The 18,478-nt window shown below is 72.6% G+C and carries 14 protein-coding genes; 5 read left to right on the top strand and 9 right to left on the bottom strand.

Annotation, left to right across the window (positions count from 1 at the left end):
- Positions 1 to 14: 14 nt before the first annotated feature.
- On the bottom strand, positions 15 to 1,013 hold the full coding sequence (aztB, locus tag RWS82_RS10185) for a zinc ABC transporter permease AztB (protein ID WP_314649666.1): 999 nt from the start codon (positions 1,011 to 1,013) through the stop codon (positions 15 to 17).
- A 55-nt stretch (positions 1,014 to 1,068) separates the two neighbouring features.
- On the opposite strand from aztB, the gene aztA reads away from it, so the two are divergent.
- Positions 1,069 to 1,713: a zinc ABC transporter ATP-binding protein AztA gene (gene aztA, locus RWS82_RS10180; RefSeq protein ID WP_314649663.1), complete on the top strand. Its 645-nt coding sequence runs from the start codon at positions 1,069 to 1,071 to the stop codon at positions 1,711 to 1,713.
- 126 nt (positions 1,714 to 1,839) lie between these two features.
- Here aztA and RWS82_RS10175 read toward each other — a convergent pair whose 3' ends face one another.
- The 8 genes from RWS82_RS10175 to RWS82_RS10140 all read right to left on the bottom strand — a co-directional run bounded on the left by RWS82_RS10175 (position 1,840) and on the right by RWS82_RS10140 (position 10,572).
- Positions 1,840 to 2,862, bottom strand: coding sequence for a LacI family DNA-binding transcriptional regulator (locus RWS82_RS10175; RefSeq protein WP_314649660.1), 1,023 nt, complete (start codon positions 2,860 to 2,862; stop codon positions 1,840 to 1,842).
- Positions 2,863 to 2,897: 35 nt separating this feature from the next.
- A complete protein-coding gene (locus tag RWS82_RS10170; protein ID WP_314649658.1) occupies positions 2,898 to 3,770 on the bottom strand; it encodes a hypothetical protein in 873 nt (290 codons plus the stop codon).
- Entirely contained in the window at positions 3,767 to 5,110 is a 1,344-nt protein-coding gene (locus tag RWS82_RS10165; protein ID WP_314649656.1) for a DUF4038 domain-containing protein, read from the bottom strand. Before RWS82_RS10165 ends, RWS82_RS10170 begins: the two co-directional genes overlap by 4 nt.
- A gap of 40 nt (positions 5,111 to 5,150) precedes the next feature.
- Positions 5,151 to 6,413 carry an enolase C-terminal domain-like protein gene (locus RWS82_RS10160; RefSeq protein ID WP_314649653.1) on the bottom strand — a complete coding sequence of 421 codons (1,263 nt, stop codon included), beginning with the start codon at positions 6,411 to 6,413 and terminating at the stop codon, positions 5,151 to 5,153.
- Positions 6,410 to 7,291: an NAD(P)-dependent oxidoreductase gene (locus RWS82_RS10155; RefSeq protein ID WP_314649651.1), complete on the bottom strand. Its 882-nt coding sequence runs from the start codon at positions 7,289 to 7,291 to the stop codon at positions 6,410 to 6,412. Before RWS82_RS10155 ends, RWS82_RS10160 begins: the two co-directional genes overlap by 4 nt.
- A complete protein-coding gene (locus RWS82_RS10150) occupies positions 7,288 to 8,217 on the bottom strand; it encodes a carbohydrate ABC transporter permease (RefSeq protein WP_314649648.1) in 930 nt (309 codons plus the stop codon). The genes RWS82_RS10155 and RWS82_RS10150 overlap by 4 nt, the downstream gene beginning before the upstream one ends.
- Positions 8,214 to 9,146 carry a sugar ABC transporter permease gene (locus RWS82_RS10145; RefSeq protein WP_314649645.1) on the bottom strand — a complete coding sequence of 311 codons (933 nt, stop codon included), beginning with the start codon at positions 9,144 to 9,146 and terminating at the stop codon, positions 8,214 to 8,216. Before RWS82_RS10145 ends, RWS82_RS10150 begins: the two co-directional genes overlap by 4 nt.
- A gap of 61 nt (positions 9,147 to 9,207) precedes the next feature.
- Positions 9,208 to 10,572 carry an extracellular solute-binding protein gene (locus tag RWS82_RS10140; protein WP_314649643.1) on the bottom strand — a complete coding sequence of 455 codons (1,365 nt, stop codon included), beginning with the start codon at positions 10,570 to 10,572 and terminating at the stop codon, positions 9,208 to 9,210.
- A gap of 220 nt (positions 10,573 to 10,792) precedes the next feature.
- On the opposite strand from RWS82_RS10140, the gene RWS82_RS10135 reads away from it, so the two are divergent.
- The 4 genes from RWS82_RS10135 (at position 10,793) to RWS82_RS10120 (ending at position 18,469) form a co-directional block, all read left to right on the top strand.
- Positions 10,793 to 14,284, top strand: a complete 3,492-nt coding sequence (locus RWS82_RS10135; protein WP_314649640.1) for a sugar-binding protein — start codon at positions 10,793 to 10,795, stop codon at positions 14,282 to 14,284.
- 71 nt (positions 14,285 to 14,355) lie between these two features.
- Positions 14,356 to 15,315 carry an alpha/beta fold hydrolase gene (locus RWS82_RS10130; protein ID WP_314649637.1) on the top strand — a complete coding sequence of 320 codons (960 nt, stop codon included), beginning with the start codon at positions 14,356 to 14,358 and terminating at the stop codon, positions 15,313 to 15,315.
- Complete coding sequence (locus RWS82_RS10125) at positions 15,312 to 18,110, top strand: family 78 glycoside hydrolase catalytic domain (RefSeq protein ID WP_314649635.1); 2,799 nt, start codon at positions 15,312 to 15,314, stop codon at positions 18,108 to 18,110. The genes RWS82_RS10130 and RWS82_RS10125 overlap by 4 nt, the downstream gene beginning before the upstream one ends.
- A 44-nt stretch (positions 18,111 to 18,154) precedes the next feature.
- Positions 18,155 to 18,469: a DUF2277 domain-containing protein gene (locus tag RWS82_RS10120; RefSeq protein WP_314649632.1), complete on the top strand. Its 315-nt coding sequence runs from the start codon at positions 18,155 to 18,157 to the stop codon at positions 18,467 to 18,469.
- Positions 18,470 to 18,478 lie beyond the last annotated feature (9 nt).

Below are 18,478 nucleotides of genomic sequence, written 5' to 3'. Positions count from 1 at the left end.
TGGTGCTTTCTGGGTCAGGGGCGGGAGGAAGCGGTCGCCACGCGGTCGGTGCGCGGGGCGGAGTCGAGGGCGGGGGCCGCCGTGCCGGTGGATGCGGGGGTCGCGGCGGGCGTGGCGGGTGTGCCTGCGGGGGTGGCGGATGCCCGTGCGGGGGTCGCCGTCGGCGCGGAGGGGGTCGACGCGGTCAGCGCGGACCGAAGGCGCACGACCGCGGCGTGCAGCATCCACGACGCGGCGGCGAGAGCGATCGCCGACGCGGCGACGGATGCCCCCGCCGCCGTCGCCGCGAACCACGAGGCGAGCAGCCCGCCCACGACGGCGACGATCCCGAGCACTGCGGCGAGGAGCATCCGCGTGGGAAGGCGACGCGTCCAGGGACCGGCAGCCACCGCGGGAGCGAGCAGCAGCCCGACGACGAGCATCGACCCGACCGCCTGGTACGAGGCGACGACCGCGAGGGTCACGAGGCCGACCAGCACCGCCTGGGCGAGGCGCGGGCGCAGCCCGAGCACCTGGGCGATGCGCGGGTCGAGAGCCAGAGCGACCAGGGGACGGTGGAAGACCGCGGCGACGACGAGGCCGGTGGACACGGCGATCGCGAGCAGCACGAGGTCGTCCGATCCGATCGCGAGGATGTCGCCGAACAGGATCGCGGTGGCGTCGGTGGCGAAGCTGCCCGAGTGCGAGATGACGATCACGCCGAGGGCGAGCATCGACACGAACAGCAGTCCGATGCTCGTGTCGTACGACAGGCGCGCTCGCCGCTGCAGGGCGCCGATGCCGACGCTCATCGCGAGGGCGCTCAGGGCTCCGCCGGCGATGACGGGAAGGCTGAGCACGGTTGCGAGAGCGACGCCCGGGAGCATGCCATGGGCGAGTGCCTCGCCGAGGAACGCCATGCCGCGCACCACGACCCAGGTGCCCACGACCGCGCACAGCAGCGCAACGAGGGCGCCGCCGAGCAGGGCGCGCTGGAAGAAGTCCAGGGCGAAGGGGGCGAGGAGATCGGTCACGAGCCACGAGCCTAGACGTATTTGAGAATGATTATCAATTCCATAAACTGGAGCCATGTTTCCTCACCCTCTCCACCCCGGTGCCGTCGCCCGCCTCGATGGCATCCGGGTCGCGTTCGACGGACGCGACGTGCTGCACGGCGTGGACGTCGAGATCGAGCCCGGCGCGATCACCGTGATCGCGGGCCCGAACGGCGCCGGCAAGTCGACGCTGCTCGAGGTTCTCGCCGGCACCCTCGAGGCGCGGGAGGGGAGACGCGTGGTCACGGGTGAGGCCGCGTTCGTGCCCCAGCGCGCGGCGGTGTCGGAGCGCCTGCCGGTGTCGGCGCGCGACGTCGTCGCGATCGGAACGTGGGGGCGCCGCGGATCGCGCACGCCCCGCGAGGCGTTGCGGATGCGCGTCGACGACGCACTCGATCGGCTCGGCATCCTGCCGCTCGCCGCACGCCCGTTCGCCACGCTCTCGGGTGGTCAGCAGCAGCGCGCACTGCTCGCGCAGGGGGTGGCGCGGGGTGCCGATCTGCTGCTCCTCGACGAGCCGACGACGGGCCTCGATGCCGAGAGCGGTGCGCGCATCCGGGCGGTGCTGCGCGCCGAGGCCGATCGCGGGGTCGCGGTGGTCTGCGTGTCGCATGACCCCGCGGTGCTCGCCGACGCCGACCGCATCATCCGCCTCGCGGACGGCCGCGTCACGGTGTGAGGCCTCGCCCCGTGCGTGAGGAGTCACAACACGCCGCATGAGCGCGGCGTGACACGGCGTGTCTTGACCCCTCACGTGAGGGTGGAGAGAGGGAGAGGGGGACGGAGGGAGGGGAGAGAGCAGGGGTCAGCGGGGGAGCGGACCGACCGTCGAATCGCCCTCGATCAGCACGCCGTCGACCCGGTGCACGCCGGGGGTGAACTCGCCGCCGTCGATGGCCTCGGCGAGGTACTCGGCCGCGCGCGTGCCGACCTCGCTGAGCAGCGGGTCGATGGTCGTGAGCGCGCGGTCGTGCTGGTCCATGAGGCCGGCGAGGTTGTCGAAGCCGACGATCGCGACGTCGTCGGGGATGCGCAGGCCCGCCTGCCGGAACACCTCGGATGCCGCGACCGCGATGGTGTCGTTGCCGCAGAACACCGCGTCGAACTGCTCGCCCGAGGCGAGGAGCTCTTCGGCGGCGCGCCGCCCCCAGGCGCGGGACCAGTCGCCGTGGAAGCCGTGCCCCCCGACGAAGTCGAGCCCCTCCGCGGCGAGCACCGACCGCAGCCCGTCGGCGCGTTCGCGGGCCGACTGGTCGTCGAGCGAGGCGCTGAAGTGCGCGATGCGACGGCGTCCGAGGCTCAGCAGATGACGGCCGGCGAGCTCGCCGGCGACGAACCCGTTGTGCAGGAACGACACGTCGGCGGGATCGTCCGAGAGGCCATACGCGTACACGACCGGCACGGTGAAGCCGTCGGTCACCGATCGCATCGCCGTGCCGCTGCCGTCGCCGACCACGAGCAGTCCATCGACCTTGCGCGCCCGGAACTTGCGCACGGTCGCGGCGATGAGGGCCCGGTCGAGTCGCGAGTCGGCGACGAGCACCGACAGGTCGCGGGCACCCAGGGCGGTCGTGGCCCCGGTCAGTACGGGCATGGTGAAAGCGCCGGGAGCGTTGAGGGTGAGCACGCCGATCGTGGCACTGCGGCCCTGCGCGAGGAACTGCCCGAGCGCGTTCGGCTCGTAGTCGAGGCGCGCGGCGGCCTCCATGATCCGCTCCCGGGTCGCATCCGACGCCTTGCCCTGACCGCGCAGCACCTTCGACGCGGTCGAGACGGACACTCCCGCGATGGCGGCCACGTCCTTGAGGGAAATCGCTTTCTTTGACATCGCAGATCGATTGTATCGATGAGCGGTCGCAGAGCTCACCGGCGCGGCCGGATCTCCAGCACGACCGTCGAGACGATCTCGGCGTCGGCAGCGATCCGCACCGAGCCCGTTCCGGCCGTCGCCGTGCCGTAGGCGTCGGATGCCGGTTCGATCCCGACCGCGTCGACGGCGCCCCACCAGGGGAACCCGGTCGACCCGCGGCGTTCCTGCCACACGTACAGGCGGGGGAGGAGGTCGGCATCCCACGTCATGCGCAGGTCGAGCCCGGCGGATCGCGACTGCACCTCGACCGCACCCGCCGCGCCGTCGACATCGGCGAACTCCCCGCCGGGAGCGGTGACGATCGGCACCGCCGCGTCGCCGAGCCGCACGTCGGCGTCATCGAACAGGGCGCCCGCGAACGCCGGATGCTCGACCCACACGATCGGCGCCTCGTCGGGACCCTCGTTGCGCACGCGCGTCTCGACGGTCACGCGCCCGGGAGCGATCGACACGGAACGCTCGACGTGCAGAGGCAGAGTGCGCAGCAGCACGCGCGCGACGACCGCGTCGACCCGGTGCTCCAGCCGCCAGGTGCGCCACGCGGCCTCGCCATGGAAGGGCTGCTCGACGACGGCATCCGGCGAGGGGTCTCCGGCGGCGGGTACGAGCACGTGCCAGCCACCGCGGTATCGGCGGTGCCATTCGGCGCTGCTCGCGGTCATCGACCAGGCGTCGTCGAGCTCATCGGCCCAGGGCGTGCGGGCGAGCAGCTCGACGCCGTGCGCCCGGATGGAGGCGATGCGGCCGCCGTCGGGCGCGACGACGACGCGGATGCCGTGGGCGTCGAGCACCTCGGCATCCGGACACGCGTCGGTACCCGCGTGCCCGGCGGCACCCGCGCGCTCAGCGCTCACGCGGGTGGTCACTCGGCGAGCCGCAGCACGAACAGCGCGTCGCCCGGGAATTCGGGCTGCTCCAGGCGCACCCCGCGGGCGGACGCTCCGGCATCCGCAGCATCCGCGGAATCCGCCCCCGCATCCGCTCCGGAATCCGCCCCACCCTCGAGCACGACCGCCGACCAGTCGGCCGCGTCGATCCGTCGTCCGGCGAGGTCGTACAGCCGCACCTCCGCAACCGTCGCTGGGTCGACACTCAGCGTCAGCGGGAACGCCGTCGGCGCGTAGACCGCGAGCGTCGTGCCCGTGCGCCCGACGACCGCGCCGGATGCCTCGGCCACCAGCACCTCGCGGTCCTCCCGCAGGTCGAGCAGCTGCTCGGCCTCGACCACGCGGCGCAGGAAGGCGACGTCGTCGGCTCCGGGGAAGGCGAGGGCGGCGGAGAACGGGAAAGGAAGACCGTGCACGGCCTCGGCGGTGAACGCGCTGCCGCGGCGGTGCCAGCTCCACACGCCGTGCGCGCCGTACCCGAGCCCGGCGGCGGCACCGGCGACGATGCCGGTCCAGCTGGCTCGGCGCACGTCGGCCTGCGAGTGGCGGGCGCGTCCGGCGAACCGTCCGAGCCCCTCGTAGCAGGGTTCGAGGTTGATGGTCGGGCGCTCGACCGCGAGGTCGTCGTAGTAGCGCACGAGATCGCGGGGGAGGGTGTCCCAGTCGTCGTTGTGCCCGGGCTGCAGGCCGTGCAGGTCGAGCAGCGGCCCGTCGGCCAGGGCCTGCGGCATGCGCGCGGTCGGGGTGCTGTGCCAGGTGACGAGGCTGTCGGGTGCGTGCTGCCGCACGGTCTCGGCGGCGAGCGAGTAGCGCGCGAGGGCGGTCTCGTCGTTCAGGTCGTCGTCGCCCGACACGATCCAGATTGGATCGAAGCGGGCGAAGCGCTCGACGGTCGAACGCACGTGCTCCACGGTCTGGTCGGCGTCGAGCACCAGGTCGGGGGTGAGGCCCGCACCCCACGTGCCGGGCACGAAGTTGTTCCACAGCAGCACGAGCATCGGGGTGAAGCCGTGCTCGACCGCCTCGGCGAGACGACGCTCGGCGCGCGGCCAGTACTCCTCGTCACCGGCGGAGAGGTCGAGGCGTCCGTCGATCACGCGGTACGGCGACAGCCCGCCCTCGGAGCGGTCGTGCTCGATCGGCAGCACGCTGATGAGCAGACCGTTGAAGCCCTGCCGTCGGCGGAGGGCGAGGTAGTCCGACCACTCCTCGTCGGTCGGGCCGATGAACGCGGCCCAGGTGGTGTCGGCGAGGAGGAAGGTCGGGGCTCCGTCGCGGAGCAGGGAGCGGCGCGAGGGCGCGAGAGACCAGCGGGGCATGGATCGTCCAGACGTCGGAGGGGGAGGGGAGGAGCGGAGGTCAGGGGGCGATGAGGGCGCCATCGGTGGAGCGCACGCCCGCCGCCCAGGCGTCATGGCCCGACAGGGCCGCCGGGTACCGGGCGGCGGCTGCCTCGTCGACGTCGACGCCCCAACCGGGCTCGTCGCGCGGGGTGAGCCACCCGTTCTCGATGTCGATCATTCCGGGGAAGACCTCGTGCGTGGCCTCGTTGTAGACGTGCCCCTCCTGGATGCCGAAGGCCGGGCTCGTGACGTCGAGGGCGACCGCGGCGGCGACGGCGAACGGCGAGGCGTCGCCGGGGGAGTGCCACGCCGTGCGCACGCCCTCGATGTCGCAGAGCACCGCGAGACGCCGGGCGGCACTGAGTCCGCCGACGTCGGAGATGTGGCAGCGCAGGTAGTCGACCGCATGGGTGCGCACGAGGCGCGCGGCCTCGGTGAACGACGTCGCCAGCTCGCCGACCGCGATCGGCACCGACGACACGGCGGCGAGCTCGGGCAGACGATCCCAGTGCTCGGGTGCCAGCACGTCTTCGATGAAGAACGGGCGATACGGCTCGAGGTCGCGCAGCAGCGAGACCGCCTGCCGCGGGATGAGCCGCGAGTGCACGTCGTGCAGCAGGGCCACGTCGTCGCCGAGCAGCTCGCGCATGCGGGCGAACAGCTGCGGCGTCCGGCGCAGGTACTCGTCGACGCGCCAGCCTCGGGGGTTCTTCGCCCACCCGTACTCGCCGATCGTGGGCGGGGCGCCGTAGTGGCCGATGCCCTGCTGCCCGCTCTGCACGCGGATGTGGCGCAGCCCGGCCTCGCGCAGCTCCTCGGCGTGGGCGGCGGTGGCCTCGGCATCCGCCCCCTCCGCGTGCAGGTACACGTCGGCCGCGGCGCGCACGCGCCCGCCGAGCAGCTCGTAGACGGGCATGCCGGCGCGCTTGCCGGCGATGTCCCACAGCGCCATGTCGATGCCCGACAGGGCGTTGTTGCCCACCGGGCCCTCGCGCCAGTACGACGAGAAGCGGATGAGGCGCGTGAGGTCTTCGATGTCGCCGGGGTACCGGCCGACGAGCAGCGGACGCAGGTGCTCGATGTACGCCGCGACCGCCTGCCACCGCTGCGTGAAGGTCGCGCAGCCGAGGCCGTAGAGCCCGTCGTCGCTCGTGAGCACCTTCACCACGACCAGCGGGATGCCCTCGGGGGCGGTGACGATGGTGCGGATGTCGGTGATGCGCACGTCGTCGCGCGGCTCCCACGGCTGGGCGAAGGTCGGGGCGGGGACGTCGATCATCGGGGGTTCCTCAGGGCGATCGGGGGAGCGGACGCGGTGCCGTCGTGGATCGACTCGGTCGGGCGGAACCCGAGCACGGTCGCCGCGACGCTGGTGTCGATGAGGCTGTCGGAGCCGTCGATCGGATGCTCGGTCGGGACCCCGGGGGCGTGCGCGGCGAGCAGGGCCGCCGTGGGCTCGTCGAGCAGGATGTCGTCGGCGCTGAGCCCGGCCACGAGCACGCCCGTGACGTCGGCCTCGAGGGCGCGGAGCACCGCGCGCGCGGCATCCGCCATGGTCAGGTACGCCCACCCCTCGCGGGCCATGCTCGCCGGGTCGGCCGCGACCTCGGCGGCCGCCGACCGCAGCACCTCCGGCCACTTCACCAGCGGGAACCGCAGGGCCACCACGTCGATGCCGTAGCGGCGGTGCGCGTAGCGGGCGGTCTGCTCGTCGACGCCCTTCGAGAGCGAGTACGCATCCGCCACGTCGGGGGCCGTGTCCTCTCGCAGCGGGAACGACGGCGGGAACGCGCGGTGCAGGTTGTTCGGGTAGCCGAGCGCGTTGATGCTGCTCGCGATGACGGCCCGGCGGATGCCGCGCTCACCGGCCTGCTGCAGCACGTTGAACGTCGAGTCGGTGTTCACGCGGAACACCTCGTACGGCGTGCCGAGGGTCGGGTGCGGGATCGCGGCGAAGTGCGCCACGGCATCCGCCCCATCGAGTGCCGCGGCCACGTCGGCGACCGACGTGGTGTCGCCGGTGAGCACGCGATCGGCGGGGTGCGGCGACGCGTACGACAGCGAGAGGGCGGTGACGTCGTAGCCGGCGCGCACGAGGGCGCCGCTGACCGCGCGACCGATCTCTCCGTCGGCGCCGGTGACGAGGACGCGGGTCATCCCTTCACCCCGCCCGCCATGCTCGCGCCGCGCAGGAACTGCCGCTGGAAGAGCAGGAACAGCACCACCGGGATGAGCAGCGACAGGAACAGCGCCGCCATCTGCACGCTCAGCTCGGTCTGCGCCGCGAGACGCGGCAGCGCCACCGACACCGGCTGCTTGTCGGGGTCGGGCAGCACGAGCAGCGGCCACAGGTAGTCCTTCCACGATGCGACCACGGCCAGCAGTCCCACGACGCCGAGGATGGGGCGCGACAGGGGCAGCACGATGCTCCACAGGATGCGCAGGGCGCCCGCGCCGTCGATGCGTGCGGCGTCGTAGAGGTCGGCCGGGATCGACTCGAGGAAGCGGGCGATGATGAGCACGTTGAACGCGGTCGCCGCAGCCGGGAGCCAGATCGCCCACGGGGTGTTCAGCAGCGAGACGCCGAACACCGGCAGCTCGCGCACGGTGAGGTACAGCGGCACGAGGGCGACGATGCCGGGCACGAACAGGGTCGCGAGGATGGCGCCCGAGAGCAGCTTGCCCCATCGCGGCTTCAGCACGGTGATGACGAACGCGGCGGTGGTCGAGACGATCAGCGTGGCGACGGTGGCGCCGAGGGCGAGCACGGCGGTGTTCAGCAGGTAGTGGCCGATGCGGCCCCGCTCCCACGCGATGCCGATGTTCTCCCACTGCACGACACCGCTCGAGAAGAACGCGAACGGTTCGCGGATGAGGTCCTGCGTGGGCGAGACGGCGGCGAGCGCCAGCCACACGAGTGGGCCGAGACCGGCGATGACGAGTCCGGCGAGCACGAGCGCCTGGGCGATGCCCAGGGTCACCCGCACGACGGGACGGCGTCGGTCGGAGTCGGAGATGTTGGTGCGCGAAGCGGCGGCCTCGGGGCGAGGGCGGCGCAGCGGCGTGCGGGCGGGGGCGCTCATGCGGCACTCCAACGACGGGTGAGGCGGGTGTAGAGGAAGGCGACGATGCACAGCACGGCGGCGAGCAGCACGCTGAGGGCGGTGGCGGCGCCGTAGTCGACGCGCACGAAGGCGTAGTCGTAGATGGTCATGAGCAGCGTCTTGGTCGACCCGAGCGGGCCGCCGCCGGTGAACAGGAACGGCTCGGTGAAGATCTGCATGGTGCCGATGACCTGCAGCAGCAGCATGGTGCCGATGATGCCGCGCATCTGCGGCAGGGCGACGTGCCAGACGCGGCTCCAGATGCCGGCGCCGTCGAGCTCGGCGGCTTCGTACAGCTCGGTCGGGATGCTGGTGAGCGCGGCGATGTAGATGATCACCGCGGTTCCCGCTCCGGCCCAGGTCGTCTCGAGCACGATGGACGGCATCGCGAAGGCGGGGTTCGTGAGCCAGGGGACCGGGCCGATGCCGATCGCGCTGAGGATCGTGTTGAAGACGCCGTCGGACGAGGGGTCGTAGAAGAACTTCCACAGCAGGATGGCGACGACCGGGGGCACCATCACGGGGAGGTAGGCGAGGGCGCTGAAGTACCAGCGGTGGCCGCGCAGCTCGGCGATGAACACGGCGAGGGCGAGCGGCACGGGGAAGCCGAAGAGGATCGCGAGCAGCGTGTAGTAGAGGGTGTTCAGGGCGGCCTGCGGCAGGTTCGGGTCGCTGAGCACGTAGGCGAAGTTGTCGAAGCCGACCCATTCGGCCGCCTGGCCGGGAACGACCTCCTGCACGCTCATGACGAGCGACGACACGATCGGACCCCACGAGAAGTAGAGGTAGACGAGGATCGCGGGGGCGGCGATGCCGAGGGCGACGAGGCCGGGGCGCATCCGGCGCCAGCGCCGGAGTCCGGTGGCCGGCCGGGTCGCGTGCCCGCCGGTGGGCTGTTTCTGGTACATCGGTCCCTCCACGGGGATGATCGGGGCGGATGCCGGAGCATCCGCCCCGATCGGGGGTGTGTCAGCGGGTCAGACGACCCTGGACGTCTTCCTGGGCCTTCGCGAGCAGCGCGTCGATGTCGGCGTTCTCGTCGGTCAGCACGGTCTGGATGACGGTGTCGAGCGCGCTGTAGACCTCCTGCGCGTTGTTCACGGGCTCGGGCACGACCGGGATCTCGGTCGAGGCGTCAAGGTACGGGGTGAAGTTGTCGGACGGCACGTTGATGTAGTCCGCGATCCACTCGAAGTACTGGTCGTACGCCTCGGTGTTCACGACGGCGAGACCCGGCAGGCCGGTGACGGAGCCGGCCTCGTTCGACGCCTTGGCGTCGGCGACGGCGGTGTCCTCGTCGAAGTAGCGCTGCAGGTAGAAGAACTCGATCCACTTCACCGCGGCGGCCTTCTCGGCATCCGTGGCCTTCGGGTTGACGATCTGCACGCTGCCGCCGGAGAGGGTGCCGTTGGGGCCGCCGTCCTGCGGCATGCCGCCGATGCCGAAGTCCTCGGCCGGCAGCTTGAGGTTCTGCACGACGCCGTAGTAGCGGTCGCTCGCGCCGATCATCATGCCGATCTTGCCGGCGGCGAAGTCCTGGCCCTGTGCATCCATGTCGTACAGCGTGTTCGCGGGCAGGGTGCCGTCTTCGAACTGCATGTCGTGCAGCATCGCGAGGGCGTCGGCCGAGGGGGCGTCGTCGAACGTGGCCTTCGAGCCGTCCTCGTTCTCGACGGTGCCGCCGAACGAGTAGGTCATGCCGGTGAACTGCCATCCGCCGGTGTTGGCGGTGGTGAGCACCGAGAATCCGGCGGCGCCGGTCTTCTCGTTGATCTGCTTCGCGGCTTCGCGCACCTCTTCCCACGTCGTGGGCGGGGCGTCGGGGTCGAGACCCGCGGCGGTGAACAGCGAGCGGTTGTAGACCAGGCCGAACGAGTAGGCGTTGGTCGGCACGGCGTAGACCTTGCCGTCGTCGTCGGACGCGAGTTCGAGGATCGACGGGTTGAGCGAGTCGAGCAGGCCCTCGTCCTTGAGCGCATCGGTGATGTCGGCGGCCTGGCCGCGGGCGATGAGGCCCTGCGGCTCGGTGAGCGGCACGCTGAGCACGTCGGGCAGGGTGCCGCCGGCGGCGAGCGCCTGGAACGTGGTGGCGTCGTACCCGGTCTCGACGGCCTCGAGGTCGATGTCGGGGTTGGCCTTCTCGAACGCCTCGACGCGCTCGTCGAAGTACTTGCGGTCTTCGGGGCGGTCGGACGACGGGCGGTCGCCGATCTGGATCGTGACCTGGCCGCCGTCCGAGTCGGCGGGCTGGTCGGAGGACGCGCAGCCCGCGACGCCGGCGGTGAGGCCGCCGAGCGCGAGCAGAGCCGCTGCTGCGCGGATGCGATTCGACATGGGAACTCCTTCGTTCGGGTGCTGAGTATCGGGAAAAGCGATTGCTCTACGGATGTCTACCAGGTGCGCGCCCGGTTCGTCAAAAGCAATTCTACGGATGCTCTGACTCGGGTTTCACCGCGTAGACCACGCTTGACACGCGCGCACTCCGCTCGCAAGGATGCCGGAGGGAAAACGATTTCCCGATTTTCGCGATATCCGGCTCGAAGAGGAGACACCAGTGAGATCACGAACGCACCTGCCGCGCCCCGCGCGACGTGGGCGGACCCTGAGCGCGGGGGCGGCATTGCTCGTCGTCGGCACGCTCGCCCTCCCGTCGGCGGCGGTCGCCGCCGACACCCCCATCGCGGTGGAGAACCTCGACGGCTGGTCGGCGGTGGCCTTCGACGGCACCACCGTCGCGCCGAGCACCGTGACCGCCGCGGACCGCGGCCACACCGGCGCCTCGTCGGTGCAGATCCAGCTCGACACCGCCGTGCGCGGCGTCGACGGGTGGGAGATGGGCGTGCGCGCCCTGTCGAACACCGACCTCGACAGCGTCTCGTTCTGGGTCGACGCCGACAACCTGCACACGATCGGGGTGCAGCTCGTCGACGTCACCGGGCAGACCCACCAGAGCTTCCTGCCGGTGCCGGACGTCGACGGCTGGCAGCAGATCAGCCTTCCCTCGGTCACCGGCGAGCCCAGCCACAGCGCGTGGGGCGGAGCGGGCGACGGCGAGTGGCACGGACCCGCGCAGCAGATCGGCTTCGTCGTGAACGGCTGGGCACGGCCGGATGCCTCGCTGCCCACCGCGACCGTGCTCGTCGACGACATCGTGGTGTCGGCAGCGGCCGAGGAGCCCGCCTTCACCCTCGGCTCCGGCACGTTCGGCAACCTCTTCACCGAGGGCGACACCGTCGCCTTCCCCTACGACACCACAGCCGACACCGTGCGCTGGCGCACCACCTCGGCCGACGGCCGCACGCTCGCGAGTGGCGAGGAGCCGAACGACGGCTCGCTCGTGCTCGCGGGGGCGAGCCGTGGATGGGCGACGCTGACCGTCGACGCCTATCAGGACGGGGCGCGCATCGGCGGTGGACAGACCACCTTCGCCGTGCTCGCCGACACCGACGTCGCTCAGACGGCGAACGGACGCTACGGCGCCGCGACCCACTACGGACAGAACTGGGACCCCGCCTCGATGCAGGCGCTCGAGCTCGGCGGCGTCGCGCAGTTCCGCGACGAGGTCTACTGGAGCGAGGTCGAGAAGACCCCCGGCGTGTACGACTGGTCGCTCGCCCGCGCCGAGTTCCTCGATCGGGCCCGTGCCACCGGCGTGAAGCCGCTGCTGCTCGCCGGTTACGGCAACCCGCTCTATGACGGCGGCAACGGACCGGTCAGCCCCACCGCCGTCGCGGCCTACTCGGCGTACGCCGCCGAGATGGCCCGGCAGTTCGGCGACATGTCGACCGGCATCGAGATCTGGAACGAGTGGGACCTGGGGCTCGGCGGCAACACGAACGTCGCGCCCGAGAACTACGTCAACCTGCTGAAGTCGGCGTCGCCCGCGGTGAAGGCCGTCGACCCCGACCTGCCCGTCATCGGCCCGGCCGTCGCCATCCTCAACGCCGACTGGCTCGAGAACACCTTCCGTCTCGGCGCGCTCGACTACCTCGACGGCATCGTGCTGCACCCGTACAGCTACCCGGTCAGCGCCGAGGCGCTCGACGAGACCCTCACCCGCATCGACGCGCTCGTGCGTCAGTACAACGACGGCGAGTCGATCCCGCTGTGGATCACCGAGCACGGCTGGCCGACCGGCACCAACGCCCGTGCGATCAGCGAGCAGAGCCAGGCGGCCAACATCGCGAAGTCCGCGGTCATCACGGCCATGCACGACGTCGAGCGCTACTACGTGTACGACCTCGTCAACGACGGCGTGAACGCGAACGAGACCGAGGAGAACTTCGGCCTGCTGCACAACCCGCGCGACCCGCTCGGCGCCTTCACCCCGAAGCCGGCCTTCGCGTCGTACTCGACCGCGGCCGACGTGCTCGCGGGTGCCCAGTTCGCGGCCCGCGACACCTCGATCGCCGACCTGTGGAACGTCGCGTTCACGACCCCGTCGGGGCCGGTGACCGCGCTGTGGTCGACCTGGGCCCGCTCGGTCACGGTCGAGCTGACGGGCGATGTGACCCTCGTCGACATGTACGGCGGCTCGCGTCAGGTGGCCGCCGGCGCGGGCACGAGCATCGTGCTCGACCTGCGCGAGGGGCCCGTGTACGTGCAGGGCGAGCTGACCGGCGTGGCCGCCAACGCCACGACGCTCACGCTCGACCCCGCGTACCTCGGTCAGCCGATCGACGCGCACTGGACGATGGACAACGCCGCGGGCACCGCGGCGGGCGACTACCGCCTCGTGTTCGCCGATGGTCAGGAGGTCGCCCAGACGGTCTCCGCGGGAGCATCGGCCACGGTCGACTTCACGCTGCCCGCGGCGACGGCGCTCGGCGAGTACGTCGTCGACGCCGACCTGTACCGCGGCACGACCTTCCTCGGCGCCCTCACCGCGTCGACCACGGTCAGCGAGCCGGTGACCCTCAGCGGCGATCAGACGATCACCGCCAACGGGGCATCCGTGCTGCGGCTGACCCTGCGCAACGCCTCCGACGCCGCGCTCACCGTCGACTCCCTCGCCGCGGTGCTGGGCGAGACGGCCAGCACCCTCGCCGAGGGCGAGCAGGTCGCGCCGCACGAGGCCCTCACGGTCGACGTGCCGCTCGACGGGGTGACCACCCGCACGGCGTGGACGGCGACCGCCACGATCGGCGACCGCGAGCTCCGGGCATCCGGCGCCGTGGCCCCGCTCGACGTCGACGCCGCGCTCGACGCCGCCCACCGCACGATCGCGGTCGACGGCGTGCTCGACGACCTCGACGACCTCACCCCCGTCGTGCTGGCCGGGCAGGATGCCGAGGCCGGTGCTCTCGCGGCGCTCGCGCCGTCCGAAGACCAGTCGGCGCGGTTCTGGTACACGTGGGACGAGGACAACCTGTACGTCAGCATCGAGGTGACCGACGACGTGCACGACCAGCCCGCCGCCGGCGCGAACATCTGGCAGGGCGACTCGGTGCAGTTCACCGTCGCGGGCGGCGCGCCCGGTGCGGCGTCGACCTGGCACGAGCTCGGACTCGCGCTCACGCCCGTCGGCCCGCAGATGTACCGCTGGCTGGCGGTCGGCGAGGGCCCGGGCACCGTGGCCGGATCGCAGGTGGCGGTGCAGCGCGACGAGGATGCCGGCACCACCGTGTACGAAGCGGCGGTGCCGTGGGTGCGGCTCGGGGGCGTCAACCCCGACTCCGCCCTCGTGAGCAGCGCGCTCATCGTCAACGAGGCCGACGGCGCCGGCCGCGACGGCTACCTCGCCTGGGGCGGCGGCATCGCGGCCGAGAAGGACTCGGCGCAGTTCCTGCCCGTGCGCCTGCTCGCCGCCGACGACGACCCCGGAACCCCCGGCACCGGTGGCGGCGACGGCACCGGCGGCACCGGGACCGGGAGCGGCGCGGGCGGCACGGGCACGGGCGGCGGGTCCGCCGCTGCGGCCGCCACCGACCCGCTCGCCCAGACCGGTGCGTCCGCCCCGATCGCGCTCGCCCTGCTGAGCCTCGCGCTCCTGCTGGGTGGCGGGGTGATCGTCGCCCGACGGCGCCGGGCGCACGCCGCGCGCTGACCCCCTCGCCCGGTGCCGCAGCCACCCCGCTGCGGCACCGGGCATCCCTTCCCGACCCCGACGGAGACCCCATGCCCCTGTTCGACCTGCCGCTCGCGCAGCTGTACGCCTACCGGGCGGTCTCCGAACCGCCCGCCGACCTGGCCGACTTCTGGCGGCGGACGCTCGACGAGTCGCGCGCCCTCGCCGCCCCGCCTCGCGCGACGGCAGTCGACACGGTCGTGCGCGGTGTGCGCACCCGCGACGTGGAGTTCAGCGGGTTCGGCGGACATCCGATCCGCGCGTGGCTGCACACGCCCCGCGAAGGAGACACCTCAGCCGTCGTCGTGCGATACCAGGGCTACGGGTCGGGGCGAGGCCTCGCACACGAGATCCCGCTCGAGGTGCACGCCGGCTACACCACCCTCGTGATGGACAACCGCGGCCAGGGCGGGGTGCACGCCGTGGGCGACACCCCCGACCCCGTCGGCTCGGGCCCCTCGGCCCCCGGCTTCCTCACGCGCGGCCTCGCCAGCCCCGACGACCACTACTACCGCCGGCTGCTCGCCGACGCCGTGCTCGCGGTCGACGCTGCGCTCGCCCTCACCGGGGCGACCCGCGCCGCTGTGCGCGGAGGCAGCCAGGGCGGAGCGCTCGCGCTCGCCGCGGCCGCCCTGCATCCGGCCGTCGCCGCCGCCACGGTCGACGTGCCCTTCCTCACCGATCTGCCCCGCGCCCTCGACCTCGCCTCGACCAGCCCGTACGACGAGTTGCCGCGGTTCTTCGCCTCGCAGCGCACCCTGCGCGAGCAGGCCCTGCGCACCCTGTCGTACAGCGACGTGGCGAACCTCGCCCCGATGGCCACCTGCCCTGCGCTGTTCTCGGTGGCGCTGCTCGACGCGGTGTGCCCGCCGTCGACCGTGTTCGCGGCGTTCCACCGCCACGGCGGCGCCGACAAGGACATCGTCATCTACCCCGACAACGGTCATGAGGGCGGCGGGGCTGTGCAGGACGAACGAGGCATCCGCTGGCTGCGGGAACGCCTCGCGTGACCCCCGTCGTCACCGGCCTCCGGCTCGGACGCCGACGCGATCTCTCGGTCGCCGTCGTGCCGACCCCTGCGGTCTCGTGGACCGTCGAGGGGCCGCCCGGCTGGCGCCCCGAGCGTGCGCAGCTGCGCCTCGACGACGGCGAGGAGCGGATGCTCGACGCCGGCTCGGTGCTCGTGCGGTGGCCCTTCGCGCCCCTGATCGACGGCGCGGCGCACACGCTGGCGGTGCGCGTGCAGGGCGACGACGGCCGCTGGACGGCGTGGAGCCCGCTGCCGTTCGCGGTGCACCTGGCCGACGGTTCATGGGACCGCGGGATGCTCGCGCACCCCGCACCCGACGGCGAGGCGGCGACGATGCACCTGCGCCGAGAGGTGCACGTTCCCGCCGATGTGGTGTCGGCGACGGTCGCCTCGACGGGCCACGGCGTGCACCAGGTGGCCATCGACGGCGTCGACGTCGACGACCACGTGCTGAAGCCGGGGTGGACGTCGTACCGCGACCGGCTGCCGCTCACGGTCACCGACGCGACGGCGACGCTGACGCCAGGCGTGCACGCGCTGACCGTTCGTGCGGCGGGTGGCTGGTTCACCGAACGCTACGGCTTCGGCGCGAACGCCACCCGCGTCTACGGCGATCAGCCCGCCGTCTCGGTGCGACTGCGCCTGATGCACACCGACGGGCGGGTCACCGAGCTCGACGACACCGCGTGGCGGGTCGACCCGGCACCACCCCTCGTCGCGAGCGGGCTGTACGCGGGCGAGCGCCGCGACCTCCGTCAGGAGAGTGCGGGGTGGTTGCTCCCGGGCTTCGATGACGCGGCCTGGCCGCCGGCATCCGTTCTCCCCCTGCCGCCGGGCGTGCGGGTCGAGCTGCTCGACGTGGAGCCGGTGCGCCGCGTCGCCGAGGTCGCGCCGGTGTCGCTGCAGGCGCGGCCGGGCGGACGCACGCTGATCGACTTCGGCCAGAACCTCGTCGGGCGCGTGCGGCTGCGGCTCGATCTGCCCGAGGGTGCCGAGGTCGTGATCCGCCATGCCGAGGTGCTCGACGGCGACGAGCTGTGCACGTGGCCGCTGCGTGCCGCGGAGGCGACCGACCGCATCGTCGGAGACGGTGCCGGACCGCGCGAGTTCGAACCGGAGTTCACGTTCCACGGGTTCCGGTACGCCGAGGTGTCGGGGGTGGAGCATCCGCTCGATCCGGCCGACGTGCGCGCGATCGTGCTCGGCACCGATGTGCGTCGTAACGGATGGTTCGCCTCGTCCGACCCGCTGCTCGACCGGCTGCACGAGAACGTCGTCTGGAGCCTGCGCGGCAATCTGCTCGCCGTGCCGACCGACTGCCCGCAGCGCGACGAGCGCCTGGGGTGGACGGGCGACGCGCAGGTGTTCGCCGCGGCGGCCGCCTCGATCTTCGACGTCGACGCCCTGTACGGGGCGTGGCTCGACGACCTCGCGCTCGAGCAACGCGCGCTCGACGGTGTCGTGCCGACGGTCGTGCCGAATCCGCTCGGCGCGTTCGCCGAGGTCGCCGCGGCGGGGTGGGGCGATGCCGTGACGATCGTGCCGAACCTGCTGCGGGAGCGCTACGGCGACGACGGCGTGCGCACGCGACTCGCCCCCGCCATGGGCGCCTGGGTCGCGGCGTGCGAGAGTCTGGCGGATGCCGGGGGACTTTGGGAGCGCGGCTTCCAGTACGGCGACTGGCTCGACCCCACCTCGGCGCGGCCCGACAAGGCGAAGGCCGATCCGGGGCTCGTCGCGGGGGCCTTCCGCGTGGCCTCCGCGCGGCTCGCCGCAGATGCGCTGCGCGCGGCCGGCGACGAGGCGGGCGCGGACGAGGCGGCGCGCATCGCGGGGCTCGCCGCGGCGGCGTTCGGGCGCGCGTACCTCACCGCCGAGGGGCGGCTCATGTCGGATGCTCCGTCGGCATACGCCCTCGTGCTCGCCCTCGACCTGCTTCCCGCCGACCTGCGCGGGGCCATGGCGGAGCGTCTCGCCTTCCTGCTGCGCGCCGGCGGCTACCGCATGGCGACCGGATTCCTCGGCACGCCCGTGGTGCTCGACGCGCTGCTCGACAACGGGCAGGAGCACGCCGCCGAGCAGCTGCTGTTTCAGACGATGTGCCCATCGTGGCTGTACCCCGTGACTCAGGGGGCGACGACGATGTGGGAGCGGTGGGATGCCGTGCGCCCCGACGGCACGCTGCACCCCTCGGGCATGGTGTCGCTGAACCACTGCGCGTTCGGAGCGGTGGCCGACGTACTGCATCGGCGGATCGGGGGCCTCGCCCCGGCGGCGCCCGGGTATCGGCGGCTGCGCGTGCATCCGTGGTTCCCGTCGCGGCTCGCGCACGCCGAGGTTCGACACGAGACCCCGTACGGGCTCGCGCGCGTGGCATGGCGGCGCGACGGCGACCGGGTGATCGTGACGGCCGAGGTGCCGACCGGGACGGATGCCGAGGTGGTGCTGCCCGGGCGTGCGCCGTTCGAGGTGGGCTCCGGCACGCACGAGTGGGTGGTCGAGGTGGGGTCGGGGGCGGTGCATCCGTCTGCCCGTGGCGCCGAGCTGGCGGGCGGGGTCGACACCGACCTCGCGGTGCTCGCCGACAGTCCCGGGGTGTGCGCTCTGGTCTCGGGCGTCCTCGCGGAGCACTCGCCCGCGATGGCGACCGAGTTCGACGCGTACATCCGCTGGGTGCCCGGTCGCGCGCTGCGCCCCGAGCTCGCCGCGGTCGCCGCCCCCGCCGACGTCGTCTCCCGCATCGACGCCGCCCTCCGCGGCCCGCTCCCCGCGTGACGGATGCTCTTGACTCCTGGCGGCACCGGCCTAGCGTGGCTGGCATGTGCCGCAACATCATCCCTCTGAACAATCTCGAACCGCCCGCCACCGACGACGAGTGTCATGATGCGGCCGTGCAGTTCGTGCGCAAGATCTCGGGCACGAATGCGCCCTCCCGAGCGAACCGCGAGGTCTTCGACCGGGCCGTGGCCGAGATCGAGCGCTCGGTGCGCGACCTGCTCGACGGTCTCGTCACCACCGCGCCACCCAAGGATCGTGCCGAGCAGGCCGCGAAACGTCAGGCGCGGTCCGCCGAACGCTACGAGGCCATCCGCGTCTTCCAAGACGCCAAGCGCGCCGCCCGCGCCGACGCCTGAGCCTTCACC

Source organism: uncultured Microbacterium sp., assembly GCF_963528945.1.
Taxonomy (GTDB): domain Bacteria; phylum Actinomycetota; class Actinomycetes; order Actinomycetales; family Microbacteriaceae; genus Microbacterium.
Note: the sequence above shows the minus strand (reverse complement) of the source record. Positions and strands in the feature narration are given on the sequence as shown.